The sequence below is a fragment of the Anaerorudis cellulosivorans genome (assembly GCF_025943985.1).
Lineage (GTDB): Bacteria > Bacteroidota > Bacteroidia > Bacteroidales > Dysgonomonadaceae > Anaerorudis > Anaerorudis cellulosivorans.
The window spans coordinates 43,373-70,022 of record NZ_JAPCWE010000004.1; the positions used below are offsets into that span (position 1 = coordinate 43,373).

Consider the following 26,650-nt stretch of genomic DNA (forward strand, 5'->3'; position numbering starts at 1 on the left):
GATCAGTTCTGAATTATATAGTTGGATTGAAAATCCCGAAGTATTGAACAATGCCACACTTGGCAAATTGGAGGAAACATTGGATGAATATCCTTATTTTCAGACCCTTCTTTTGCTTTATCAAAAGAATCTGCAACTGGTACAACATCCTCTATATTCGGCTAAATTGGCTAAAACGGCTCTTTTTTGTGTCGATAGAAAAAAACTATTTTATTTGATTAACAGAGGGGATTATGCTGTTTTTTTAAAAGATGATGAGGTAGAAAAAAACGTTCAAGAAGATCGAACGCAAGCATTGATCGACTCTTTTTTTAATACCATCGGAGAAGAAACGAAGGCCGATAACGCTGCTTTCACCAATTTGGGGATAGATATAATTTCATCTGATTATTTATTGTATCTGGAATCGGTTGAACAAAAAAACACGGGAACAGCAGAGGACAGTTCAGGAAAGAATCTATTGCAACATCACGATATTATTGATCAATTTATTGAAAATGCCGATTTGAATGCTCCCTTTTCATTATCTGATAATGAGGTGTCTATTAATAAAGAACAAAATGCTTATATATCAGATAATGAAATCGATGATGATAAATTTTTAACCGAAACCCTGGCAAGAATTTATATTAAACAAAAAAAATATGAACAAGCGCTTACAATTATTAAGCGTTTAAGTTTGAATTTTCCAAAAAAAAGTGCTTACTTTGCCGACCAAATTCATTTTTTGGAGTATTTGATTATAAACGAAAAAAATAAAAAATAATCTCGATATGTATATTTTCCTTACTATTCTTATTTTAATTGCAGCTATTTTGTTGATCCTTATTGTACTGGTTCAAAAATCTAAAGGGGGAGGATTAGCTGCCGGATTCTCATCATCCAATCAAATTATGGGTGTACGAAAGACTACGGATTTTCTGGAAAAAACTACGTGGACGCTTGCCGCCGTTATCATTATTTTAAGCATTTTTACTGCAAAATATACAGCATCGCATTCTCAAGGACCTCAATCTCAAGTTGAAGTGCAGCAACCTGCTCCTCTTAGTCCTAGTGCAGCCCCCGATGTGACACCTGCCATGCCAATGCCTTCGCAAACGCTACCCAATCAGGGCACTCAACAGCAGGATCAAAGTCAAACGGATACGCAGCCAATAGAAAAAGCGGAGTAATACATTCCGGTTTTACGTTGAAATTGAGTAGGCGAATTTATCGAAGTATAATATCGTATACAATAGGCATTCCTGCAGCCTCATTGAGTTTCTCGATGAGGCTTTCTTTATTCATTTGTAATTCTGCCCTTAATACTGATGATGAAAGCTGAACATAAAGGGTGTTTCGTTTTAAATAAACATTTTTTGTGTACTTGCTTACTCCTGAACCAAGCAATTCACGCCAGGCAGCAACTGCCCGGTGCTCGGCTATTTTGGTTCTAAGAAAAGTGTTTTCTTCAAAATATTCCGACAAAATGTCGCCAATGGATTTAGATTCGTGTTTAAGCATAAAAAATTAATCGGTTATTCGGTTAATGTAGCCATTTTTCACCGAATAGAGGTGATAATCGGTATGCGCTGTTTTTTCCAGCATCTTGTCAAGTGATTTACGATTAGTATCGGAAATAAATATTTGTCCAAATTCGTTTTCTAAAACAAGTTTGATGATTTCCTCCACCCGTGAGCTATCCAAGCGGTCAAAAATATCGTCCAACAATAGAAGGGGTTTGGTTTTTGTCGTTTCGAGTAAAAAATGAAATTGAGCTAATTTCATTGACACAAAAAAAGTTTTATTCTGACCCTGTGATCCCGTCTTCTTAATAGGGAAATCGTTCAGTAGCATTTCCAGATCGTCTTTGTGGATGCCAACCGTAGTAAACCCCAGCATCATGTCCTTCTTTCTGTTTCTTTTTAACAGGTGATGAAGATCACTCTCTTTGAGTTGAGAAATGTAATTAAGCGAAACTGTTTCATTTGATCGGCTAATCAAGTTATAGAAACGATTGAAAATAGGAATAAATCGGTCGATGAAAGCTTTGCGTTTTTCAAAAATAAGCGTTCCTTCATCTGTTATTTGTTCTTCCCATATTTCGAGTAAGTTGAGATCAATGTTTTCCTCTTCGTTTTTTAATATGATATTTCGTTGTTGTAAAGCTCTGTTGTAGCGGATCAGGGAGTGCATGTAATTTTTGTCGAATTGGGAAATAACCATATCCATGAATCTGCGTCGTTCATCGCTACCTCCAATTATCAGTTCATTATCGGCGGGCGAGATCATAACTAATGGAATAAATCCTATATGGTCTGAAAGTCGTTCATACTCTTTTTTGTTGCGCTTGAATTGTTTTTTTTGTCGTCGCCGGATAGCGCAATATACTTCTTCTATAGAATGATCGGGAAATTCGTATTTCCCTTGAAGCATGCAGAAATCGGAATGGTGACAGATAATTTGGGAATCGACAGGATTTGTATGACTTTTACAAAAAGATAAATAGTAAATGGCATCCAACAGATTTGTTTTTCCCATACCGTTGTTGCCAATAAAACAATTAAGTTTGGGAGATAGATCAAGTTCTATCTGCGACAGATTTTTGTAATTAATAATGGACAATTGTCGTAAAAACATTAAGTAAATCTCTTTTATTCTTCAATTAACAACTGCTGCAATTCTTCAGGCGTAACGTTCATTTTAAGTCGTCCTTTCCATGCATATGAAATTTTTCCTCTTTCTTCCGAAACAATAATTGTTTTAGCATCGGTTTCTTGTGAAATCCCAAGTCCTGCCCGATGTCTTAATCCGAGATATTTGGGAATATTCGGGTTTTGCGACAGGGGTAAAATGCATCCGGCAGCTCTGATTTTTTTCCCAACAATAATCATGGCCCCATCGTGCAAAGGACTGTTTTTGAAAAAGATGCTTTCAATTAATCGTGATGAAATATCGGCATTGATAATTTCCCCTGTTTGTTCATATAATCCTAACTGAATATCACCCTGAATGACAATGAGTGCTCCGGTGTTGGATTTTGCCATATTCATACAAGCTAATACTACTGCAGTTAGATGTGAATTGTCTTTCTTTTGTTTATTATTTGGAAAGAAAAGCTTCGATATGAATTTCCATCCTTTTTTTGATCCTAATGACATGAGAAATCGTCGGATTTCATCTTGGAATAAAATTACCAGCAGGAATAGACCTACGCTTACAAATTGATCCAGGATGGCTCCTAATAAAACCATGTTAAATACTTGAGAAACCAGCACCCAAATAATTAAGAAGACCAGTATTCCCATGAACAAAGGACGTATGCCGGATATCTTTACTATGTTATAAAGATAATAGAGCAGAAGAGCTACAAGAAAGATATCAATAAAATCTTTTATGCCGAAATGTTCAAACATGGTCAACTTGTTTCGTTTTGTCGGGTTAAGGGAATTTCGAATTTTTTGAGTTCCGATATAATCCGTATGCATTCTACCGCTTCTTTCACGTCGTGTACACGGAGAATATCACTACCATAAATTAATGCATAGGTATTTAAAATAGTGCTGCCATTCAGGCATTTTGATGGATCGGAATCGAGAAGCCGATAAATCATCGATTTTCGTGAAATTCCCACCAGCAGAGGGAAATCAATAATATCGAAATACCTGAGATAAGCCATCAGTTGATAGTTTTGCGATAATGTCTTGCTGAAGCCGAAACCGGGATCAATAATAATATCATTTACTCCCAATAGATTGAGTTGGGCTGTTTTTTCGGAAAAATAGTAGAAAATATCTTGAATAAAGTTATCGTAATTTGTCAATTGCTGCATGGTTTGAGGAGTGCCACGCATATGCATAAGAATATAGGGAACGTTTAGTTGAGCTACTGTTGCAAACATGTTTTTATCGATTTGCCCGCCTGAAATGTCGTTTATCATGTCAACTCCATATTTTTCGACAGCGCTTTTGGCTACCTCTGCGTAAAAAGTGTCTACCGATAAAATGGCATCGGGAAATTCTTTTCTGATAATTTTAAGAGCAGGTTCCAACCGATTAAGTTCCTCTTTCTCAGAAAGTAAAACGGATGATGGTGAAGTGGATTGCCCTCCTATATCGATAATAGTTCCACCTTCTTCCAGAATTTGGTTTGCTCTTTCGAGAATTTCTTTTTCCGAGTTTTTACGGCTTTCTGAGTAAAAAGAATCGGGAGTAATATTAATGATACCCATTACTAATGGAGTTGAGAGATCCATTAGTGATCCTTTTATGTTGAGAAATTTTTTCATTTCTTATAATGTGGAAGTTGGCAACTGATACGGATAATCTATATTGTAATGCAATCCGCGACTTTCTTTTCGTGCCATTGCCTGTTTGATTACCAAGTATCCCACTTTTATGATATTACGTAACTCACAAATTTCCCGAGAAACTACCGAGCGTTGAAATAAGCTTTCTGTTTCGCGAAATAAAATATTCAATCTTGCCATTGCACGCTGTAAGCGAAGATCGGAGCGGACAATGCCGACATACGACGACATGATTTCATTTACCTCTTTATAGCTCTGGGTTATCAATACCATTTCTTCAGGTAGTGTAGTACCTTCTGCATTCCATGGGGGGATATTCTCCTGAAAAGAGTAATCTTTGAATCGGGAAATGGAATGTTTGGCCGCTGCATCGGCAAAAACAACGGCTTCGATAAGTGAATTGGAGGCCAATCGGTTTGCTCCGTGCAAACCGGTACAAGCACATTCTCCATTTGCATACAATCGTTTAATGCTGGTTTCCCCGTTAATGTTTACCCGTATTCCACCACACAAATAGTGGGCAGCAGGTGCTACGGGAATGTAATCTTTGGTGATGTCGATGCCATACGACTTGCATTTTTCGTAAATGTTGGGAAAATGTTTTTTTGTTTCTTCCGGATCTTTGTGTGTAACATCCAAATATACATAATCGTCACCACGATTTTTCATTTCCGTATCGATGGCTCTTGCAACAATATCTCGCGGCGCCAACGATTCTCGTTTGTCGTATTTATTCATGAATTCTTTGCCGTCTTTTGTCCTCAGGATGGCTCCATATCCTCGCACCGCTTCACTAATCAGAAATGAAGGGCGGTCACCGGGATGATACAGGGCGGTAGGATGAAATTGTACAAATTCCATTCCTTTAATTTCGCCTTTTGCACGGGATACCATAGCGATACCGTCTCCGGTCGCAACCAACGGATTGGTGGTCGTCTGATAAATACAGCCGATTCCACCTGTAGCCATCATGGTTATTCGGGATAGAAACGTATCGATTTGGTTCGTTTTCTGATCCAGGATGTAAGCGCCATAGCATTCGATCCCTTGGGTTTCAGATGTAATTATTTGCCCTAGATGGTGTTGAGTGAGAATTTCAATTGCAAAATGGTTGTCGAACACATCGATATTGGGGTGGTTTTTAATTGCATTAATCAACCTAAGTTGGATTTCCGCGCCGGTATTGTCTTTGTGATGAAGAATGCGAAATTCGGAATGGCCGCCCTCTTTATGGAGATCGAAATTTCCTTGTTCATCTTTATCGAAATCAACACCCCAACTGATCAGTTCTTTAATTTGTGCAGGTGCTTCTCGCACTACTTTTTCTACTACTGCCACATCGCACAATCCCGCACCTGCATCTAAGGTGTCTGCAATATGCTTATCGAAATTATCCCAAGGATTGGTTACGGAAGCTATTCCTCCTTGTGCATAGTAGGTATTGGCATCTTCCAACGAGTTTTTTGCAATGATAGCCACTTTGCCATAATTGGCAACTTTTAATGCAAAGCTCATTCCTGCTATGCCTGAACCTATTACTAAAAAGTCATATTTATAAGTCATATAGGTATATTTGCTCCTTCTATCTTACAAATTTATAAATTAAACTTTAATCATGGTCATTTTAAATTCAAAATAGTCCATTCACAGCGAAAATCTTTTTTAATTCATTGTTTATTCTTGCAGATAAACAATGAGTTATGCTTTGTTTTAGAACGTGGAATTTGTTTCATTAAAAAGTACAGTTATTTATTTGGTTAAATATTGGAATTCTATTGCTATATTCGCAATAAAATATTTTCTTTGTTATAAGATACTGTTCATTACGACATTTATTTTTAATTTGTTATATACCCATATGAAAGCATTTTCATTAACCTTATTATTTTTGTTATGTGCAACGGTTACAATTCTGAATGCAGCCGCTTTGCAGCAAAAAAATGATTCTACCTATTACTTGTTGCGTGGACGAGTGTTGGGAGAAGATACGCGCGAACCATTGGTTTATGCAGGTGTTTCTGTGATAAATTCAAATATTTCCACCATTACCAACCAAGATGGATATTTTTCGATCAAGGTTCCGGAATCGGCAAAGAATTCACAGCTCATTATTCGACATTTAGGATACCGAAATAAAGTCATCCCCGTTATAACGTTGATTGATAGACTAAACGATTATATAATGATGCAGCCATCTTCTATCTTGCTGGAAGAGGTTGAAGTAGTTTCAGGAGATGGAGGACCATTGGTACGTGAAGCATTGCTTCGCATTCCGGATAATTATCCTGATGTTCCGAACATGATGATCGCTTTTTATCGGGAATCGATCAAAAAAAGGAATACTTATATATCACTTGTTGAAGCCGTGGTAGATATTTACAAGGCATCGTATCGCTCCTTCGAAAACGATCAGGCTCGTATTTACATGGGACGTAAAGCAACCGATATCAGTCCCCGCGATACGATTTTGCTTAAATTTCAGGGAGGACTTACTGATGCTCTATTGCTTGATATTGCTAAGAATCCGGAGGTTGTTTTTGGGAAAGAGGGTGAAGAATACCTTTTTACTATCGAAAATATCGTTAGTTTTAACGATAAACCCAATTATGTAATCTCTTTTTTACCACGTCCCGGTATTGAGGATATTCTTTTCCGGGGGAAAATCTATTTGGATGCAAAAAGTTTGGCTTTCACCCGAATGGAATTTAATATGAATGTTGAAAATCGAAAAGATGCGGCGAACATTTTTATTAAAAAGAAACCGCTCAAGATGAAAGTGGATATGAATTACGCAAAATATATTGTGGATTATATCGAGAAAGACGATAAATGGTATTTCAATCATAGCAGAACGGATGTTGCTTTTAAAGTAAATTGGTCAAACCGATTCTTTGGCCTTTTTGCCCCTATGTATACGATCAGTTCTGAAATTGCCATTACCGATCGTTATACAGATGATGTGGTTAAATTTCCGCGAAATGAGCGGATTCGTTCAACTGATGTTATTGCTGAAAAAGTAGAAGATTTTCAAAATTCCGATTTTTGGGGCGAATATAATGTTATTGAACCCGATGAAGAAATATCTACTGCAATTAAAAAGCTTAGTGGCAAACTTCGTCGTCGTCAGCAATAATAATTTGGAAATGCTTGGCGATTAAAAAAATAACCGTTACCTTTGCAGCCCTAAGTTATTTAATTATTAAGTATATGTATTTAGACGCAGAGAAAAAGAAGGAAATCTTTGCTCGATACGGGAAGTCTAACACTGATACCGGCTCACCGGAAGCGCAGATAGCATTGTTTTCGTACCGTATTGCGCATTTGACTGAACATTTAAAGTCAAATAAAAAAGATTATAACACCGAAAGAGCTTTGAAAATTTTAGTAGGTAAACGTCGTCGTTTACTTGATTACCTGATTGAAACCGATATCGAAAGGTATAGAGCAATTATCAAAGAATTGGGTATAAGGAAATAAATTTTCAAGAAAAAGTCAAAAAACGAGTAAATAATTAATTATTATTTGCTCGTTTTTGTTTTTGATCCATGTCAATTTGGAGCATCGAAATAGATTGATTTTTAAATAAATAACCTATAGGGATTACTATAAACCCTTAAAAACATATTGTAAAAGTATGTTTTATAATATGCTTTTTTATTTGCTTTTTTTATAAGACTCATATAAATTTGTAACCGATAACCTAAAACAATCTTTTTACCTTAATTACTAGTCCATATAAACCGTGACAAAAGAGACCATCTTGAGCAAGGTGGTCTCTTTTTAGTAGTCTGCGAGTAGAAATCGGGAGGAATAATGTGAATTATTTGAATCATCGTGAGAATAGAAAATTCAGGAGGATGATTTTTTATCTGTGTGTGTAAATTAAAAATTAACCCGTACATTTGTAAATAACAATTGGAGATAGTTATATGAATCCACCGTTGGCAGAACGGATGCGTCCTCAAAATCTGGACGATTTTATCGGGCAAAGGCATTTGGTCGGTAAAGGGGCTGTTTTGCGAAAAATGATCGATTCGGGAAGAGTGCCTTCGCTTATTTTTTGGGGACCTCCGGGGGTGGGGAAAACCACGCTAGCAAATATTATTGCAAATACCCTTCATGCTCCCTTTTATAAGTTGAGTGCAATTAATTCAGGAGTAAAAGATGTGCGTGATGTAATTGAAAAAGCGAAAAGCGAACGTTTTTTTGACACGATAAGCCCTATTTTATTTATCGATGAGATTCATCGATTTAGTAAATCGCAGCAAGATTCGCTGTTGAATGCGGTTGAAACAGGAGCAATCACGCTCATTGGCGCAACAACCGAGAATCCTTCATTCGAGGTAATTCGTCCCTTATTGTCTCGCTGTCAAGTCTATGTGTTGAAGCCGCTTGAAAAAAAGGATCTCGAAATTTTGCTTCATCGCACTTTGGCGCAAGATGTTTTTTTGAAGGATAAACAGATAGAAGTTAAAGAAACGAATGCTTTATTTCGTTTCGCAGGTGGTGATGCACGTAAGCTGTTGAATATTATAGAGCTGGTTGTTACGGCTGAAAATAGCGATAAAATCGTGATTACCGATAAAAGTGTTACCGAACGATTGCAAGAAAATCCGGCAGCCTATGATAAAGGTGGAGAAATGCACTATGATATTATTTCAGCATTTATTAAATCTATCCGTGGGAGCGATCCTGATGCAGCGATTTATTGGCTGGCACGAATGGTTGCGGGGGGTGAGGACCCTGCTTTTATTGCACGTCGGTTGGTTATTTTGGCAGCCGAAGACATTGGATTAGCTAATCCCAATGCCTTGTTATTGGCGAATGCCTGTTTTGATACTTTACAGAAAATCGGCTGGCCCGAAGGGCGTATTGTGTTGGCCGAAACAACGATTTATTTAGCCGCCTCACCCAAGAGCAATTCGGCTTACCTTGCTATAGATAAAGCGCTGGGCGAAGTCGGGCAAAGTGGCGATCTCCCTGTTCCTCTTCATTTGCGCAATGCACCAACAGCGTTGATGAAAGAACTTGATTATGGCAAAGATTACAAATATGCGCACGATTTTGAAAATCATTTTGTGGAACAGGATTATTTGCCTCCTGAAATTAAAAATTATCGTTTTTGGGAACCACAGAACAATTCTTCTGAAGCAAAATTAAGCGAATGGATGAAAAAATTATGGGGAAACAAAAAATAAACAGTTCTGATCTTTTAATACCACTTCAATGAATCGTATGGTGAACTATGTTGCTGATATTTCAGGTCTTGTAATAAAGAGGAATTGGCACGGATAATGAAATTATATGATCTATAGGGGCCTACAGGAATAAAACTAGCCGACATGCTCCAGCAGTGCAAGTTGCGTGTTAAGGTACAGTTCACGTAAGAAAAACGTTTAGTTTCGAAATTATAGTCGGTATTGAAAGTGAAATTCCAGTTTTTCGTAGGTTGAAGCGAACCGCTTAATCCAAAACTGTGTGTCAATTTTCCTTTATAATCCATCTTGTTTTTATCAAATTCTCCATATCCATAACGCAGGGAATAATTAAAAGAAAGATTCCAATTTATTCCATTTTTCAGGTAACCGTCAGCATCATATTCTCCGGTATCTTGATTGGATTCATCGAACAAGCTTTTTGGAGGGGTTTCTTCAGTGGGGTTTTCGCTCAACGTTCTATCATCGGTAAGATTATCAGCGGATTGGTTTTCTCTTTCCTTCTCATTTTCTTGTTCATCCTTTTTCCCAAACCATTTTTTGAAAGTGTCCTGATTGAGAGAGTAAGAAAAAGAGGTGCCTGTACTCATGAGTTTTCCGATTCCTTTCCCGTTGAATGCACGAAGTTTGTCAACATGCACCGGCCTTCCGTTCGAATCCAGTTCATATAAATAAGGATCCCAAGTAGCACTTAAGCTAAGTGTATACGATTTACTTAGTTTGAGACGTAAAGCGGTGTTGATATTACTCCATTTCATGGAATCGGCCATCATGTTGTAACTAAATCCAATATCCAAGTCATCAATAAGACTGATTTTCCGGTAACCTGTGGAGTCGTTTTCGTCGCGAATTTTCATCTCGAGGTTATTTTTAAAACTAAATCCGATGCTTCCGTTCTCTCCCATTGGAGCTGTTCCGAACATCATGCCGGAATAGGGCGAATAAGTGTATTCTATATCTTCACCATATTCATTTTTGTAGGTATATTTTTCGTAAAAATTATAACGGGATGAGCTGAAATCGGGAGAATAGCTTAAACTGATGGATGGAGTAAAAACATGGCGTATGGCTTGTATTTTATTTCCGAATATTTTCCATGGTGTATACATTCCGTAAAGTTTGGTGTTAAAACTAAGGGAAGTGCTATAGTCGTATACGCGATTGAATCCGTAAACCGTATCGACTCTCACATTCTTTTTTTGAATGGAATCCCATGCTTCTACGAAGCGTGAAGTGTACCATCTTTCGTTATAATTAATTGAAGGGGATATCTGAATGTAATCGAAGGCTGTAAATGTGGCACTAACGGGAATACTGTGACGCATGCCGTTTGTCCAATCTTTGATAATATTTGATTGGAGAAATTTATTTTCTTTGGTCGTGATAGAATTCCTGAATTCTCCCGAGTAGCTCATCGATATTTTTTCGTACCAACGTTCGGCTCCTACAGCCTTTTTGCGTTTAAGCGGGAAGATACGACTCATGTTTACCGAAAAGTTAGGTAAGGTTACCGAAACCGTGGAATCTCGCGATATTTGATTGATATTCATTGAAGCAGACAAGCTCCAAGGCGAATTAGGGAAGCGTTGGGTGAGATTTACACTTGAACTTTTGGTATTGTTTGTCGATTCCCGTGAATACAATTGGGTCATATCGTTTTTCTCGTATTTACTGGTAGAAAAATTCACACTTGCCGACAACGTGCGATACATGTTTGCTTTTGGATCTTGCGAATGTGTCCAGCTGATACGGAAGTCTTTGGATACCGAATAATCAGGTAACCCTTTATCACCAAGAACAGTATTAAGATAGTAGGCATTGAAATTTCCGGAGAATTTGTACCGTTTTCGGTAATTCGATTGTGCGCCGATTCCCCAAGTTCCTTTGGTATATATTTCTCCCGTGACAGCCAAATCGACATAATCGTTTATAGCAAAATAATATCCGCCGTTGTGAAGATAAAAACCCCGTTCCATTTCATCTCCGTAGGAGGGCATGATTATACCGGAAGAATAGGTTTTGGTGAAAGGGAAAAAAGCGAAAGGCAAGACGATCGGAAACAGGGGGACATCTGCCACAACCAGCCATGCCGGTCCCGTTACTACATCTTTTTCGGGACGAACTTTTGCTTTCGATAAATTCAGGTAGAAATGGGGGTGTTCATGATTATCGCAGGTTGTATATTTTGCGTTTAGCATATAAAACGAATTATCGGGATTTTTTTTCGCTTCATTGGCTACTATATATCCTTCCCCTTGTTGGGTTACCACATGATTAATGAAAGCTTTCCCGGTTTTAAAGTTATAACTTACTTTTTTCATTTCGTACTGAGTGCCATTTTCTTCAAAAACAGGATATCCAAATTCTTTACCGACAGAATCAATACCAAAAGTGGCAGAAATAATACTGCTATCCAGGTCCAACGTAATATATTCGCCTTTGATGCTGATATTGCCATATTTTACATTGGCATCGCCATATAAATGGACGATATTATCTTTTGTAAAAACAAGGGAATCTGCAGCGGAATAATCAACCGGCGCTTCAAGTGTTTCTTTTTTTGCTTTTAGGGAGTCTGTTTTTGTAGTATCGGCAGGGGTTGCTGAGATGGAGTCGTTTTGGGATAACAAATTATTACTCTCCTCTTTTATTTGAGCAAAAGGAGATTGAGAAAAAAAAGTGAATACTAAGAAAAAAAATATGCTTATTTCGAGATGTTTCATTCAAAAATAGCCCGACAGCATGAATAATTGATCATTTAATATGGAACAAAAGTATAAAAATAAAATTTAAGTGAGATTGAATAAGGTTTTTTTAAATGCATTATAATCATTCGAAAGTTGGAAAGCTTGTTTTTTGCGTTGCATAAAAGCGGATAATCTATCGGGAACCTCGACATCTTGACCTATGCATTTTTCTACGGTTTCTTTAAATTTTGCCGGATGTGCAGTAGCAAGGAAAACACCGGTTTCGTCGGTTTTTTTCCCATCTTTCAAGGCCTGATATGCACATGCTCCGTGAGGATCCAGCAGATAACCGGTTTTCTCGTAAACGATTCGGATAGTATTTTTGATTTCTTCATCGGTGTATGTACTTGCCGAAATATCGTTTTGTATAGCTTTGTGTGAATGATTGTAAAGATCGAGAATACGCTCAAAATTGCTGGGATTACCCACATCCATTGCGTTAGCAATGGTTTGAATTGAAGCCCTTGGGTTGTAATTACCACTATTGAGGTATTGATAAAAAACATCGTTCCGATTGTTGGCAGCAATAAACCGTTTGATGGGCAATCCCATTCTTTTTGCAAATAAACCGGCAGCCAGATTCCCCAAATTGCCACTCGGTACAGCGACAACTGCATTATCTTCGAGCTGTTGTTTTGCTAATTGGGAATAGGCATAAAAATAGTAAATGGATTGAGGCAGAAAGCGGGCAATATTAATAGAATTGGCTGAGGTGAGGTACATTTTTTTGTTGAGTTCTTCGTCCACGAAAGCCGATTTTACCAATGCCTGACAATCGTCGAATGTGCCATTGATTTCCAATGCAACAATATTTTGTCCAAGGGTTGTGAATTGCGCTTCTTGAATCTCGCTTACTTTACCTGATGGATACAAAATAAACACTTGAATGCCTTCTACGCCTAAAAAACCGTTAGCAACCGCACTTCCTGTGTCTCCTGATGTTGCAACCAATACTTTCAGGTTTTCGTGATGTTGTTCTTTTACAAAATAGGATAACATGCGAGACATGAAACGCGCTCCAACGTCTTTAAAAGCAAATGTCGGTCCGTGAAAGAGTTCCAGTACATATATACCTTCTTCCACTTTTTTGAGCGGGATGTCGAAATTGAGTGATTCGATTACGATAGCATTCAATTTTTCTTTATCAATATCTTCTCCGAAGAATTTTTCGGCAACTATTTTTGCAATATCTGTTAAGCTGAGATTCCCGATTTTATTGAAAAAATCGGCAGGCAACCGGTTTATTTTTTCAGGCATATATAATCCTTTATCAGGTGCAAGTCCTTTTATTACGGCTTCTTGCAAAGAAGCAATTGGGGCAATATGTCTTGTACTGTAGTATTTCATTTTATTCTGGTTGTTCTGAAAATAATGTTTTTATAAATTCGTTGCCATGCAAAAGTCCGTAGCTTCCCTTTCGGGCTGCAAATTCGTCATATGTCATCACATCATCCGGCTTTATATATCGGTGATAGATTACAAAGGGAACAGCTCCTCGAGTGTGAGTGCGGATAGCACAAGGAGTTGGGTGATCAGGCAAAACGGCAATGGTAACCGGCTCGTTCATTTTCTCGATCTCTTCATAAATGGGTTTTACGATTCGTGAATCAAGGTTTTCGATGGTTTTTATTTTCAGCGGCACGTTACCTTCGTGCCCGGCTTCATCACTGGCTTCAATATGAAGATAAACGAAATCTTTTTCTTTTAGTGCTTTTATTGCAGCTTGAGCCTTCCCTTCATAATTCGTATCATATAATCCTGTGGCACCTTCCACCATTATCACTTCCAATCCGGCATAAACGCCGATTCCGCGAATCAAATCTACTGCTGAGATAACTGCTCCGTTTTTTATCGGGAACATATCTTTCAAAGCTTTCATGGCGGGTCTGTATCCGGGAGACCATAGCCAGATACTATTGGCAGGATCTTTCCCTTCAGCTTTGCGTTTATGGTTAATGGGATGGTCTGCCAAAAAACGCTGAGAAGCAAAAATGAGATCGTTAAGTCGATCAGCGGTTGCTTTTGAAGGTTCGTCTATCGGTTTTATTAACGAAGGTCGGAACGGCTTTTCAGGAATGTCGTGTGGAGGTGTACATAGGATGTTTTTGTTGCCTCCTTTCATCTTTAATAAATGTCGATAAGATACTCCGGGATAAAAACTGATGGTTTCGTCTCCCAGTTTCTCGTTAAGGAAAGCGATGAGTTCCTTTGCTTCAGCGGTTGAAATGTGTCCGGCGGAATGGTTTTTTAAAAGTTCTCCTTCTATACATACCAGATTACAGCGCATAGCCATTTCTCCCGGCAGAATATCGACACCCATGCTGGCCGCTTCCAAAACGCCACGTCCCTCGTAGACATGAGGGATATCATATCCTAGTACCGATAAATTTGCGATCTCGCTTCCTGGGGGGAAACCATCGGGAACCGTATCAAGTAATCCGTTTCGGCCTTTGGCAGCCAATAAATCCATATAAGGGGTGTGCGCAACTTGTAATGGCGTTTTATTTCCCAATTGTTCAATGGGCTCATCAGCCATGCCATCGCCAAGTATAATGATATATTTCATAACCAAAAAATAATTATCGGATGTTTGCAATGGAAATGATATCCGAAAAAACGCCTGCTGCCGTAACGTTGGCACCGGCGCCGTATCCTTTTATCACCATTGGGTATTCGTTGTAACGTTCTGTTGTGATCATGATGATATTATTGCTCCCTTCCAAGTCGTAAAAAGGATGTCCTTGTCCAACTTCGTGTAACCCAACTTCACATTGTCCATTCTCGTAAATAGCTACGAAACGAAGTTTTTTCCCTTCCTCTTCGAGCTTTTTTCGCCGAATTTCAAATGCTTCGTCTATTTCGGGTATTGTTTCCCAAAATTCATCCAAGGTCCCTTCAAAATATTTTTCAGGGATAAATAATTTCTTTTTCACATCACTTTGTTCCACTTTGGCTCCTGCTTCGCGAGAGAGGATTACCAATTTGCGAATTACATCGAGTCCACTCAAATCAATCCGTGGATCGGGTTCGGCATAATGGGCATCAACAGCCATACGGACGGCTTTACTAAAAGGAATATCTTTGCTTAGTGTGTTGAAGATAAAATTCAATGTACCCGAAAGCACAGCTTCAAGTTTTATGATTTTATCACCCGAATTAATGAGTGAATTCATTGTATTAATTATGGGGAGTCCGGCTCCGACATTTGTTTCGAAAAGAAATTTAACACCCGACTTTCGGGCAGTTTCTTTCAAACGGCGATATGTTTCGTAGGAAGATGAAGTGGCAATTTTGTTTGCTGTGACTACAGATATATTTTTCGACATTAGTTCTTCGTACAGATCAGCAATTTCTTTGCTTGCGGTACAGTCCACAAAAACGGCATTAAAGATGTTCATATTTAGTATTTCGTCCCGAATAATAGCAGGCGAACTTTTTATGCCGCTTGTTGCCAGTTCTTTTTGGTAATCGTCGAGAGATATGCCTCCCCGGTTAAACAAGGCTTTACGACTGTTAGCTATACCCACAATATTGATTCGTAATTTGTTTTGCTCTTCAAGGGTATGCTTTTGTTGGCGTATTTGGGAGAGTAGTTTATTTCCTACCGTACCGGTTCCGACGACAAACAGATTCAGTTCCTGATAGGGGGAGAGAAAGAACGAGTCGTGTATCACGTTCAATGCTTTTCTTAGGTCATTCTTTGAAATCACGCATGAAATATTGGTTTCCGATGCTCCTTGTGCCAATGCTACCACACTGATACCGCTTCGGCCTAATGTGCCGAAAAATTTTCCTGCAATTCCCGGAACATGTTTCATGTTTTGTCCTACTATAGCTATAGTAGAAAGATCGTATTCAACCGTAATTTCATTGATACTTCCCATTGCGATTTCTTGGGCAAATTCTTTGTTTAGTACTTTTTGAGCAAGTGCGGCATCTTGCGTTCTGACGCCGATTGAGGTACTGCTTTCCGATGATGCCTGTGAAACAAGAAAAACACTTATTCCGTTGTTTGCCAATGCTGTAAAAATGCGTTTATTTACTCCAATCACACCTACCATACCTAATCCTTGTATAGTAATCAGCGCTGTATCTTTAATAGACGAAATGCCTTTGATAATTTTCCCATTGCGTTTAGGCTCTATATTGCGAATAAGTGTTCCTCCCGATTGAGGATTAAATGTATTTTTTATGCGGATGGGGATATTTTTGTGATAAACGGGGAAAATTGTGGGAGGATAAATCACTTTTGCTCCAAAATTTGATAATTCGATTGCCTCGATAAACGAAAGTTCATCGATCACATATGCCGAATTGATGATTTTGGGATCGGCAGTCATAAAACCATCAACATCAGTCCATATTTCAAGGGCTGAAGCATCCATTGCTGCAGCTATAAGTGCTGCGGTATAATCCGATCCGCCACGACCAAGATTGGTAATGTCGTTTTCTTCGCTACTCGATGAAATAAATCCGGGCACCAACATTACCTTTGGAAGAGGAGATTCTGAAAATGTTTTCCTAATGAGTTCGTAACAAAGGGGGATATTGGGAATATGGCTGTTGAACTGGATTGAAGTTTTAATGAACTGCGTTGGATCGTAAAGCTTTGCCCCGTCAATCACTTTACTGATAATAAGTGAAGATAATCGTTCGCCGTAACTCACAATTTTATCGGATGTTTTTTGCGACAAATCGCCGATGAGGAATACGCCACGTAAAATGTTTCGTAAATCATCATACAAGATCTGTATTTTTTGTTTTATTTCTTCTTTTTCTTGGCTTGAGATTATCATTTTTTCTATCATTTCTTCGTGCATAAGAATGACTTCTTCCAGAATGGTTTTGTATCCGGCATTCGACTTAACTGCAAAATCGGCCGCAAGTAAAAGTCTGTCGGTAACACCGCCTAACGCCGAAACAACAACAATTACCGGTTCTATTTCTGATTCGATAATTTTTTTTACTATCTGTAGACCTTCGGGAGTTCCTACGGAAGTCCCACCAAATTTCATAACTTTCATGTTGATTATGAATGATTAACCCGTTTTTTTAACGGCAATTGAATACTAAAGAATAAAGGAATATTTTTGGAAACGAGAACCGAACGGTTCGTGAAAAACAAGAAATTGTTTGCGGAAAAAAAATCAGATAACCCCCCAAGGGGTCATTGTCATTGAGGAAAGGGTTTGAACGTATGTTGAATAAAAATTATTCATCGTTGACGTTTAATTTGTTGCAAAGATAGGTTTTTATCGGATAAAATGAAATAAAAAATGGAAAAAAAATAGGAGCAGGTCTAAAAACAAAAAACCGTCTCTTAACTGAGACGGTTTTTTGTTTTTAGAATCGAAAATGAATTATGCATTTAACGAAACACGTTTAAAATCAACAACCTCCAAATCTTTATCGTGTTGTTTTAGAAATTCACCAACAGTTAATTTGTTGTCCTTTATGTATTCCTGTTGCAACAAAGTAACTTCTTTGTAGAATTTCTGCAGAGCACCTTCGGCAATTCTGTCCAACAAATTATCGGGTTTACCTGCTTCCCGGGCTTTTTCGCGTGCAATCTCCAATTCTTTTTCCTTAACTTCGGCCGGTATACCTTCGGGAGTTATGGATATGGGATTCATAGCTGCAATTTGCATGGCTATATCTTTTGCTACTTGCTCATCCACATTAGGTTTGTTGAAACCCACTATAGTAGCTAACTTATTTCCCATATGCACATATGCTGTAACATAAGGTGCAGAAATATGTTCGTAGTATCCCAGCTCCATTTTTTCGCCTGTTGCTCCAATTTTATCGGTTATGAGATCTGCAATTGTTCCTTTAGGGAGCTGAATTGCAAGCAATTCATCCAACGTTTCGGGCTTGTGCTCCATCGCTGCATCCAGTATTTGTTGCGTAAGGGCAACAAATTCGGCATTCTTTGCTACAAAATCGGTTTCGCACTGTAATGCTACGATTGCAGCAAAATTGTTTTCAGCTTTGGCAAGAACGCATCCTTCGGATGCTTCGCGATCTTCGCGTTTTGCAGCGACTGCCTGTCCTTTTTTTCGGATGATTTCCATCGCTTTATCAAAATCTCCGTTTGCTTCGGTCAATGCATTTTTGCAATCCATCATCCCCGCTCCTGTCATTTTACGAAGATGCTGGATTTCTGCCATTGTAACTGCCATAATATATTATCCTTTTTTATTATTTATTCTTCTTCGTCTTTTGCGTATTTGCTAACCATAGCTGCATTCATGGCTTCTTTGTCTTCTTTCTTTACTCGTTCTTTCTTTGCAGCTTTTGCTTTTCTTTCTCTGCGTGGTGCGTTTTCCTCTTCCTGTTCTTCTGCTGCAGCAGCATCGGCTTTTTCGGCTTTTCGTTCTTCCAAACCTTCTTTTATAGCTTCACAGATATATCCAACAATCAGTTCGATGGCTTTTGCCGAATCATCATTTGCCGGGATCACGAAATCAACGTTTGTTGGATCGGAATTTGTATCCACAATGGCAAAAACCGGTATGCCTAACCGATTGGCTTCTTTCACGGCAATGTGTTCCTTCATTACGTCTACCACAAATAGTGCTGCCGGAAGTCGGGTGAGATCTTGAATGGAACCGAGCATTTTTTCGAGTTTTGCGCGTTGACGTGTAATTTGCAGTTTCTCGCGTTTCGATAATGTGTCAAATGTTCCGTCTTTCATCATTTTGTCGATATTGCTCATCTTTTTCACCGCTTTGCGGATCGTAGGGAAATTGGTGAGCATACCTCCAGGCCAACGTTCTACCACATAAGGCATGTTAATGCTTTTTGCCTTTTCTGAAACGATGTCTTTTGCTTGCTTTTTGGTTGCAACGAAAAGGATTTTTTTACCCGATTTTGCAATTTGTTTCAATGCGGCAGCCGCTTCCTCGGTTTTGGCAATTGTTTTGTGAAGATCTATAATATGAATGCCGTTGCGTTCCATGAAGATGTATGGAGCCATTGCCGGATTCCATTTTCTTTTTAAATGTCCGAAGTGAGCTCCGGCTTCAAGAAGTTGGTCAAATTCTAATTTTACCATGTTTGTTTTAATTATTTATTCGTTTACATTCTTTTTCTTAATCGAATCAGAAGGTAAATTATCGGGTTTAATTTTCTCCGATAATGTCCTTATGATTTAGATACTAAACGTTTGTTTACGTGGCTTACTGTTAATTCTTCATGTATATACATGGGAAAGAATAGAACAATTGCCGTTTCCTTAAACCGTTTACCCAAAAGATTAACGTTTTGAAAATTGAAATTTCTTTCTTGCTTTGGGTTGTCCCGGTTTTTTACGTTCAACAACTCGGGGATCACGAGTCATGAATCCTTCAGCTTTCAAAAGAGGCTTGTCTTCGGGATTAATTTTCACCAATGCACGGGCAATGGCTAATCTTGCAGCTTCTGATTGGCCTTTATGTCCACCACCGTTCAGATTGATTTTGATATCGTATTTTTCGGCCGCATTGAGTTTATTCAGGGGTTGTTTAACAACATATTGTAGGAGAGGCGACGGAAAATAGTTCTCGAGTTCGCGTTTATTGATAATAATTTTTCCGTTCCCTTCGCTCACATATACTCTGGCTACTGCGGCTTTACGTCTTCCTATTGCATTTACTACTTCCATTTTTATCTGAGTGTATTAATGTCTATTTTTTTTGGTTTTTGAGCTTGATGCGGATGTTCACTTCCTGCGTATACGTACAGATTGTCAAGGATGGCACTGGCGAGTTTGTTTTTCGGCAACATGCCCTTAACTACTTTTCTAAATAGTTTATCGGGATTTTTCTTTATCAACTCTGCAGGAGTGGATGTTTTTTGTCCTCCGGGATAACCCGAGTAACGATAATATACGCGATCCGTCCATTTATTCCCTGTTAATTCAACTTTATCGGCGTTCACGATAATGACATTATCGCCGCAATCTACGTGAGGAGTATAGCTCGGTTTGTATTTTCCTCTTAATAACTTTGCAACTTTAGAACACAAACGTCCCAAATGTTGGCCGGTTGCATCAATTTCAACCCATTCTTTTTGAGCTGTTTCTTTATTTACAGAAATGGTTTTATAACTTAATGTATCCACTTTCCTTATTTTTAATTTGTTAAAAATAAGCCCATTTGTATTGCTTCCCGTTTTGTCTTGCTAAGGGTGGATAGACAAACAAAAAGCTCAAAATCAGACTTTAAGCAACTTGTTTATAATAATCGGACTGCAAAGTTACAATATTTCAGAGAATTAACAAAGAATCTTTTGTGAATTTATTGGCGTGTCTATTCATTTTTTTATTTTGGTGTACAACAGCAGCAGGTGTATGCGAAAATCGGGTTTTGTAAATCTCGACGAATAACGAAAATTTTGCCGGCAATACGTGAAAAAGAAAAAGCGCACATCTGGCGCTTCTCTTTGTGACTCCGACAGGATTCAAACCTGTAACCTTCTGATCCGTAGTCAGATGCTCTATTCAGTTAAGCTACGGAGCCTTTTCTTTAGTTTTTGTGATTGCAAAGGTACTACATTTTAAAATATCTACAAAAAATAATTTCAACGAAAATCGACCGGTTATTTAAATAATGACTTAATTATCAAAATTTACTACTGAGAGTGTATCGTCTTTCAATGATAAAATGCCTTCATCGACCAAAAAACGGATAACTGCTATAGTTTTTTCGTTTTCAAATGAAGTAACTCGATTTACTAAATCTGTCAGACGGAGAGACGTTTGGGCCAATTCGAGTATAAGAACCGACTTGATCTGGTTGAATTCAAAATTGGATAAACCCGTTTTGTTTTTATTCAGACATACATCACAATGGCCACAATCGTTGTGATGTATTTCATCGAAGTAGGTAAGCAATACTCTGCTACGGCACACATGATCGTTTTTTACATAATCAATCATGCCTTTTATGCGATTTTCGAATCGTCGCTTCCGATCTTCATAAACCGACTTGGGAATGCTTACGAATTGATTTTCTTCGCGTCCGGTAGTAAATACGATGAATGGTGTTTTTTTCTGTGGAATATATCGTATATAGCGTAACCGAGCCAATTGCAACAGCATTTGGTAGATTTCTTCGCGTGATTTTTTCATTCGCGTTGCCGGCAGCGATTCATCGATATATGTCATTTCTGAAAATACGCCGGTATAATTTCGCAAAAGAATATGAATCAATTCATCATAGTCTTCGTCGAGATTCAACGAGTTTAATTCGTTGCGCGATATCAGAAATTGTAAGCGCGAAAGGGAATCGATTTCTTCGGTGTACTCGATATAACCTGCAAGTTCCAGAATTTTCAGCGCATGATGTGTCTGTAAAAAGGAAAAATGAAAACGTTCACAAAAATCGTGAAGATCGAAATCATAAACATTATTATATCCCGATCCGACAGCTATCTGATAATAGTTGCCCAGTGCTTCGTATACACGAACAATATAATCTCTTGCAGGGAAGGTATCGGCAATTCGTTTTTTTAATTTTACGGAGTCGGCCTTTTCATACAAAACAACCGCGTAAGAACGTTTTCCGTCGCGACCGGCTCTTCCTGCTTCCTGGTAATATTCTTCCAGCGAATTTGGAAGATCGTAATGCACAACAACACGCACATCAGGTTTATCGATTCCCATCCCAAAAGCGTTCGTTGCAACAATTACCCTACACTGATCTTGTTTCCATGCATCCTGTTTGTATATTTTTTCTTCCTGCGACAATGCAGCATGAAAATAATCGGCAGAAATGCCGGTTTTTTGAAGAGCTTTTGCAATTTGCTTTGTTTCCTTTCGGCTGCGGACATATACGATTGCAGTCCCGGGAACGGATTGAAGGATGTGAATAAGTTCGGTTATTTTATTTTCGGTATTGCGAACAACATAGGAGAGATTTTTTCGTTCGAAACTTCTTCGGAAAACATTTTTTTCTTTGAAAAGCAACTTTTCCTGAATATCGTTAACGACTTCTTTGGTTGCTGTGGCTGTAAGTGCCAGCACAGGAACATCAGGCAGGAGTTTGCGAATGTTGGCAATTTCGAGATACGAAGGGCGGAAGTCGTAGCCCCATTGCGAAATGCAGTGCGACTCGTCCACTACCACCAAATTTACATTCATGGCTTGCAATTTTGCCCTGAAAATATCAGTTGACAGTCGTTCCGGCGAAACATAAAGGAATTTAAAATCGCCAAAAATGCAGTTTTCAAGATTTGTAATGATTTCTTCTCGCGACATTCCCGAATACACGGCTATTGCTTTTATACCCCGTTCGCGTAAATGGTCAACCTGGTCTTTCATAAGGGCGATAAGCGGAGTAATCACCAGGCAAATCCCTTCCATAGCCATTACAGGAACCTGGAAAGTGAGCGATTTTCCACCGCCCGTAGGCATCAATCCCAACGTATCTTTTCGTTCCCACACCGATTGAATGATCTCTTCCTGTAATGGTCGGAAAGCATCGTATCCCCAATATTCTTTAAGTATTCCGTGAAATAATTTCGGTTGCATCACTGAAACAACTATTTATTGCTTTTTCTTATGCTTTTTACCATTAGTTGGGTATATGTGTTATTTCCATGCGTGTTCTCTTCTATGGTGTAGCAAATATCGACCGGTTGATTTTCTTTTAATAGCGAGAACGAACTAGGTTGGCTAAAGGCAATAGCCTGTACAGGCAGCGTTATGGTTGGATCTACAATTTCCATTTTTATATGTTGGAGGTTTCTGCCTACCAGTTTGCTACCTCCTGCATCAGTTACATTGCGGGTCAAAAAAATAGGATTTTCGTTTTCGGGTCCGAAGGGTTGAAAAAGTGCCAGATCATTGATAAATTTTGGTGTGATTTTGTCAAAAGTAATTTCACTTGCGATTCTGATTTTAGGCTGCATCATACGTGCTTCAATCTCGTCAAACGAAATAATGCCGAAGCGACGTTTGAATTCTTCTAAATTTTCTTCTCTCAGAGTCAATCCGGCGGCGTATGTGTGGCCTCCGAAATTTTCCAAAATATCTTTGCATGATTCGATGGCTTTATAAACATCGAAACCCGGTACCGATCGGGCTGAACCTGAAATCATGTTGTTCGATTTTGTTAGCACGATGGTAGGGCGAAAATAGCGTTCTGCAAGTCGCGATGCAACAATTCCCACAATTCCTTTATGCCATGTTTCGTTATAAAGAACGATACTTTTTTGAGCATTGATATTGAGTTTATTGTCAATAAACTCTATTGCCTCATCGGTAATTCTTTTATCGAGTTCGCGGCGATCTTCGTTGTATTTGTCGATATTTTTGCTTTTAATCCTTGCCGAAGTTATATCAGTTGCCAATAATAAATCTACAGCTTCTTTCCCGTTCATTATTCTTCCCGATGCATTTATTCGCGGGCCTATTTTAAAAACAATATCGCTGACATTGATTGTTTTTCGGGTTAATCCGCAAACCTCAATAATGCCTCTTAATCCGAAGCTTGGATTTGAATTAAGTTGTTTCAGACCGTGATGCATCAATATGCGGTTTTCTCCCGTTATAGGAACAATATCGGAGGCTATGCTCACAGCCACCAGATCGAGCAGGGATTCAATTTCCGAAAAGGGGAAATCGTTTCTGGCCGAAAAAGCCTGAACAAGCTTAAATCCCACTCCGCAACCCGACAATTCTTTATAAGGATAAATTGAATCGTGCCGTTTGGCATCGACAACCGCTACTGCCTCGGGAAGTTGATCGTCGGGCATATGATGATCACAAATGATGAAATCGATACCTTTTTCTTTGGCATAGGCAATCTTTTTTATGGATTTGATGCCACAATCGAGCGAAATAATAAGTTTTACACCTGTGGCAACAGCATAATCGATTCCTTGAAACGATATGCCGTACCCTTCATCGTACCTGTCCGGAATATAATAATCAATATTATTTGTTATTCTGCGCAAGAACTTGTAAACCAACGAAACGGCTGTTGTACCATCCACATCGTAATCTCCATAAATCAAAATTCTTTCCTTATTTCCTATGGCTCTTTCAATGCGTTTGACCGCTATTTCCATGTCGGGCAACAAAAATGGATCATGTAAATCGGCTAACGAAGGATAAAGAAACCCGAAGGCTTCTTCTTTTGTTGATATTCCTCTTTGTAAAAGTAACTCTGAGAAAACCGGATCGATGTTTAATTCTTGTGCTAATTCATTTTTCTTATTTTTTTGGTCGTGTGTAAGGGTTAAAAAATTCCATTTGTAAGTCATTTATATTGTTATATTGTTTTTTCTTTCTTTCGAAAACCGAAAAATGATATTTTCGGACGGGAAAACAACTCTCGCTCTTGTTTATCGACAACAACGACATTGTTTTAAGTAAAGTTTTTATATTTTATGTTGTAAAGATAACATAATTTCCTGTACAACGGATATTTTTTTCGCTCTTTCTTTAGTCGGTATTTGACATGTTGTCAATTTATGGATTGTTTATTTTCTTTATCTCCTAATAATTGTTTGATTTCGTCATAATTGATTACTTCTTTTTCCAAAAGAACAGATGCCATTTTTTCCAACAGGTCTTTTTTCTTGTTGAGCAATTCTTTAGCTTCCTCATAACACGAATTAATGATTTCGGTCATTTCTTCATCGATCATTTTTTCGATATGTTCAGAACGTCGTTCTATTCCGGGCGAGTATCCCAAAAACCCCGGATCCGACCTATTAACCAATGAGATATTGGGAATTTTTTTACTCATTCCGTAAACCACAATCATATTTCGAGCCAATTGTGCGGCTCTTTCCAAATCGTTTGAAGCTCCGGTTGATATTTCTTGAAATACGATTTCCTCTGCTGCACGGCCTCCCAACAAGCCTTTAATTTTTCCCCGCAGTTCGTTTTCGGTCATCAGGTAACGATCTTCCAACGGCATTTGCATCGTGTATCCTAATGCTCCAATTCCTCGGGGAACAATGGATACTTTTTGCACTTCTTCGGCTCCGGGAGTAAAGTATCCTACAATGGCATGCCCACTTTCATGATAGGCCACTATTTTGCGTTCTTTTTCGTTGATCAGTTTGTTCTTTTTTTCCAGACCTGCAATTACCCGTTCAATAGCTTCTTCAAAATCTTCCATCGTAACCGCATCCTTATTTTTTCTAACGGCCAGAATCGCGGCTTCATTGCACACGTTGGCGATTTCGGCTCCTGCAAATCCCGGTGTTTGGGCAGCCAATCGTTTCAGATCGACATCAGGCCCCAATTTAATTTTTTTGGTGTGTACTTTAAAGATATCTTCGCGCCCTTTCATGTCGGGCTTATCGACAACGATTTGCCGGTCAAAGCGACCCGGTCTTAAAAGTGCCGGATCGAGGACATCGGGGCGATTGGTTGCTCCCATGATGATTACACCCACACTCGAATCAAAACCATCCATTTCAACGAGAAGTTGATTCAGGGTATTTTCCCTTTCATCATATCCTCCACCGTAAACGCCGGCAGCCCGACTTTTACCTATGGCGTCAATTTCATCGATAAAAATAATGCAAGGTGCATGAGCTTTGGCTTCATTGAATAGATCGCGTACCCTTGCAGCCCCAACACCCACAAACATTTCCACAAAATCGGATCCGCTTATACTGAAAAACGGCACATCGGCTTCGCCTGCAACGGCTTTGGCAAGCAATGTTTTTCCTGTTCCGGGAGGGCCTACCAGTAAGACCCCTTTGGGTAGTTTACCTCCTAATCGGGTATATTTTGACGGATTTTTCAGGAAATCGACCAGTTCTTTCACTTCTTCTACTGCTTCATCTATTCCGGCCACATCTTTAAAAGTGATGGGATTTTCGGGTTTTTCGGCAATGATGCGGGCTTTATTTTTCCCGATTTCCAACATCGGATTCTTAGTTCCCATTCTCCTGAATATGTATCCCCATACACCTAAAAGAAAGATGAAAGGCAAAATCCAATTCAAGAAGAAATTTTCTAATGTTTTATCTTCAAAGTGACCCTTGAAATCAACCCTATTTTCCCTAAGTTGCGATATAAGGTACTCTTCATTCATATTGGGTATGCGGTTGACTACAAATTGTTTTTGAACTTGTTGTTCCACACTGGTGACGCGTATTCTCCAAGGGGCGGTAGGAGCTTGGGTAATATGTTGCGGAACCGTGTTTTCACTATCAAAAAAACCGATTATTTTATCTGGTAAAAAAACGATTTTTTGAACTTTACCTGCCTGAACAGAATCAAGAAATTCGCTATAGCTCAATTCCTTCGGCCCTTGAGTATTGGGGAATAACATCCATTGTAGTCCTATAAATAGCAGCAATACGCAGAGCCAATAGATCCATGAATATTTTTCACGTTTTGTCATGTTGGTTTGATGTTTTTAATCAGTAAAGAAATTCAATCCAATAAA

General features: G+C 38.6%; 21 protein-coding genes and 1 tRNA gene. 5 read left to right on the forward strand and 17 right to left on the reverse strand.

Going from position 1 to position 26,650, the window contains the following annotated elements; all coding sequences use genetic code 11:
- Positions 1 to 79: 79 nt before the first annotated feature.
- Entirely contained in the window at positions 80 to 766 is a 687-nt protein-coding gene (locus OLM34_RS02950) for a tetratricopeptide repeat protein (protein ID WP_264405122.1), read from the forward strand.
- A 7-nt stretch (positions 767 to 773) separates the two neighbouring features.
- Positions 774 to 1,172, forward strand: a complete 399-nt coding sequence (gene secG, locus OLM34_RS02955) for a preprotein translocase subunit SecG (RefSeq protein ID WP_264405123.1) — start codon at positions 774 to 776, stop codon at positions 1,170 to 1,172.
- Positions 1,173 to 1,209: 37 nt separating this feature from the next.
- Here the strand turns inward: secG and OLM34_RS02960 are convergent, their stop codons facing one another.
- From OLM34_RS02960 to nadB, 5 genes are read right to left on the reverse strand one after another with little or no spacing between them, the layout of a single operon-like run.
- Positions 1,210 to 1,503: a DciA family protein gene (locus tag OLM34_RS02960; protein WP_264405125.1), complete on the reverse strand. Its 294-nt coding sequence runs from the start codon at positions 1,501 to 1,503 to the stop codon at positions 1,210 to 1,212.
- Between the two features lie 6 nt (positions 1,504 to 1,509).
- On the reverse strand, positions 1,510 to 2,619 hold the full coding sequence (gene recF / locus OLM34_RS02965) for a DNA replication/repair protein RecF (protein WP_264405126.1): 1,110 nt from the start codon (positions 2,617 to 2,619) through the stop codon (positions 1,510 to 1,512).
- A gap of 14 nt (positions 2,620 to 2,633) precedes the next feature.
- Positions 2,634 to 3,395 carry a diadenylate cyclase CdaA gene (cdaA, locus tag OLM34_RS02970; protein WP_264405127.1) on the reverse strand — a complete coding sequence of 254 codons (762 nt, stop codon included), beginning with the start codon at positions 3,393 to 3,395 and terminating at the stop codon, positions 2,634 to 2,636.
- 2 nt (positions 3,396 to 3,397) lie between these two features.
- Positions 3,398 to 4,267, reverse strand: a complete 870-nt coding sequence (folP, locus tag OLM34_RS02975; RefSeq protein WP_264405128.1) for a dihydropteroate synthase — start codon at positions 4,265 to 4,267, stop codon at positions 3,398 to 3,400.
- Between the two features lie 3 nt (positions 4,268 to 4,270).
- The gene (gene nadB, locus OLM34_RS02980; RefSeq protein WP_264405129.1) at positions 4,271 to 5,851 is read right to left on the reverse strand and encodes an L-aspartate oxidase; all 1,581 of its coding nucleotides are present in this window, start codon (positions 5,849 to 5,851) and stop codon (positions 4,271 to 4,273) included.
- A 295-nt stretch (positions 5,852 to 6,146) separates the two neighbouring features.
- Here nadB and OLM34_RS02985 point away from each other — a divergent pair, with 295 nt between their 5' ends.
- From OLM34_RS02985 to OLM34_RS02995, 3 genes are all read left to right on the forward strand, one after another.
- Positions 6,147 to 7,421, forward strand: coding sequence for a carboxypeptidase-like regulatory domain-containing protein (locus OLM34_RS02985; protein ID WP_264405131.1), 1,275 nt, complete (start codon positions 6,147 to 6,149; stop codon positions 7,419 to 7,421).
- A 74-nt stretch (positions 7,422 to 7,495) separates the two neighbouring features.
- A complete protein-coding gene (rpsO, locus tag OLM34_RS02990; RefSeq protein ID WP_264405315.1) occupies positions 7,496 to 7,765 on the forward strand; it encodes a 30S ribosomal protein S15 in 270 nt (89 codons plus the stop codon).
- Between the two features lie 452 nt (positions 7,766 to 8,217).
- Positions 8,218 to 9,486 (forward strand): replication-associated recombination protein A, encoded by a 1,269-nt coding sequence (locus OLM34_RS02995; RefSeq protein WP_264405132.1) that lies wholly within the window; start codon positions 8,218 to 8,220, stop codon positions 9,484 to 9,486.
- Between the two features lie 14 nt (positions 9,487 to 9,500).
- On the opposite strand, the gene OLM34_RS03000 is transcribed toward OLM34_RS02995, so the two are convergent.
- The 12 genes from OLM34_RS03000 to ftsH form a co-directional block, all read right to left on the reverse strand.
- Positions 9,501 to 12,227 carry a putative LPS assembly protein LptD gene (locus OLM34_RS03000; protein ID WP_264405134.1) on the reverse strand — a complete coding sequence of 909 codons (2,727 nt, stop codon included), beginning with the start codon at positions 12,225 to 12,227 and terminating at the stop codon, positions 9,501 to 9,503.
- A gap of 66 nt (positions 12,228 to 12,293) precedes the next feature.
- Positions 12,294 to 13,598, reverse strand: coding sequence for a threonine synthase (thrC, locus tag OLM34_RS03005; protein ID WP_264405135.1), 1,305 nt, complete (start codon positions 13,596 to 13,598; stop codon positions 12,294 to 12,296).
- Position 13,599: 1 nt separating this feature from the next.
- Positions 13,600 to 14,817: a cofactor-independent phosphoglycerate mutase gene (locus tag OLM34_RS03010; protein ID WP_264405137.1), complete on the reverse strand. Its 1,218-nt coding sequence runs from the start codon at positions 14,815 to 14,817 to the stop codon at positions 13,600 to 13,602.
- A 13-nt stretch (positions 14,818 to 14,830) separates the two neighbouring features.
- Entirely contained in the window at positions 14,831 to 17,275 is a 2,445-nt protein-coding gene (gene thrA / locus OLM34_RS03015; RefSeq protein ID WP_264405139.1) for a bifunctional aspartate kinase/homoserine dehydrogenase I, read from the reverse strand.
- A 336-nt stretch (positions 17,276 to 17,611) separates the two neighbouring features.
- Positions 17,612 to 18,433 carry a translation elongation factor Ts gene (gene tsf / locus OLM34_RS03020; RefSeq protein ID WP_264405141.1) on the reverse strand — a complete coding sequence of 274 codons (822 nt, stop codon included), beginning with the start codon at positions 18,431 to 18,433 and terminating at the stop codon, positions 17,612 to 17,614.
- 23 nt (positions 18,434 to 18,456) lie between these two features.
- Positions 18,457 to 19,308 carry a 30S ribosomal protein S2 gene (rpsB, locus tag OLM34_RS03025; RefSeq protein WP_264405143.1) on the reverse strand — a complete coding sequence of 284 codons (852 nt, stop codon included), beginning with the start codon at positions 19,306 to 19,308 and terminating at the stop codon, positions 18,457 to 18,459.
- A gap of 201 nt (positions 19,309 to 19,509) precedes the next feature.
- The gene (gene rpsI, locus OLM34_RS03030; RefSeq protein WP_264405145.1) at positions 19,510 to 19,896 is read right to left on the reverse strand and encodes a 30S ribosomal protein S9; all 387 of its coding nucleotides are present in this window, start codon (positions 19,894 to 19,896) and stop codon (positions 19,510 to 19,512) included.
- A 2-nt stretch (positions 19,897 to 19,898) separates the two neighbouring features.
- Complete coding sequence (gene rplM, locus OLM34_RS03035; RefSeq protein WP_264405146.1) at positions 19,899 to 20,354, reverse strand: 50S ribosomal protein L13; 456 nt, start codon at positions 20,352 to 20,354, stop codon at positions 19,899 to 19,901.
- A 324-nt stretch (positions 20,355 to 20,678) separates the two neighbouring features.
- Positions 20,679 to 20,752 (reverse strand) — tRNA-Arg (locus OLM34_RS03040).
- Between the two features lie 95 nt (positions 20,753 to 20,847).
- On the reverse strand, positions 20,848 to 22,764 hold the full coding sequence (locus OLM34_RS03045; RefSeq protein WP_264405148.1) for a RecQ family ATP-dependent DNA helicase: 1,917 nt from the start codon (positions 22,762 to 22,764) through the stop codon (positions 20,848 to 20,850).
- Between the two features lie 11 nt (positions 22,765 to 22,775).
- Complete coding sequence (gene recJ, locus OLM34_RS03050) at positions 22,776 to 24,500, reverse strand: single-stranded-DNA-specific exonuclease RecJ (protein ID WP_264405149.1); 1,725 nt, start codon at positions 24,498 to 24,500, stop codon at positions 22,776 to 22,778.
- A gap of 203 nt (positions 24,501 to 24,703) precedes the next feature.
- Entirely contained in the window at positions 24,704 to 26,605 is a 1,902-nt protein-coding gene (ftsH, locus tag OLM34_RS03055; protein ID WP_264405151.1) for an ATP-dependent zinc metalloprotease FtsH, read from the reverse strand.
- Positions 26,606 to 26,650: the final 45 nt, after the last annotated feature.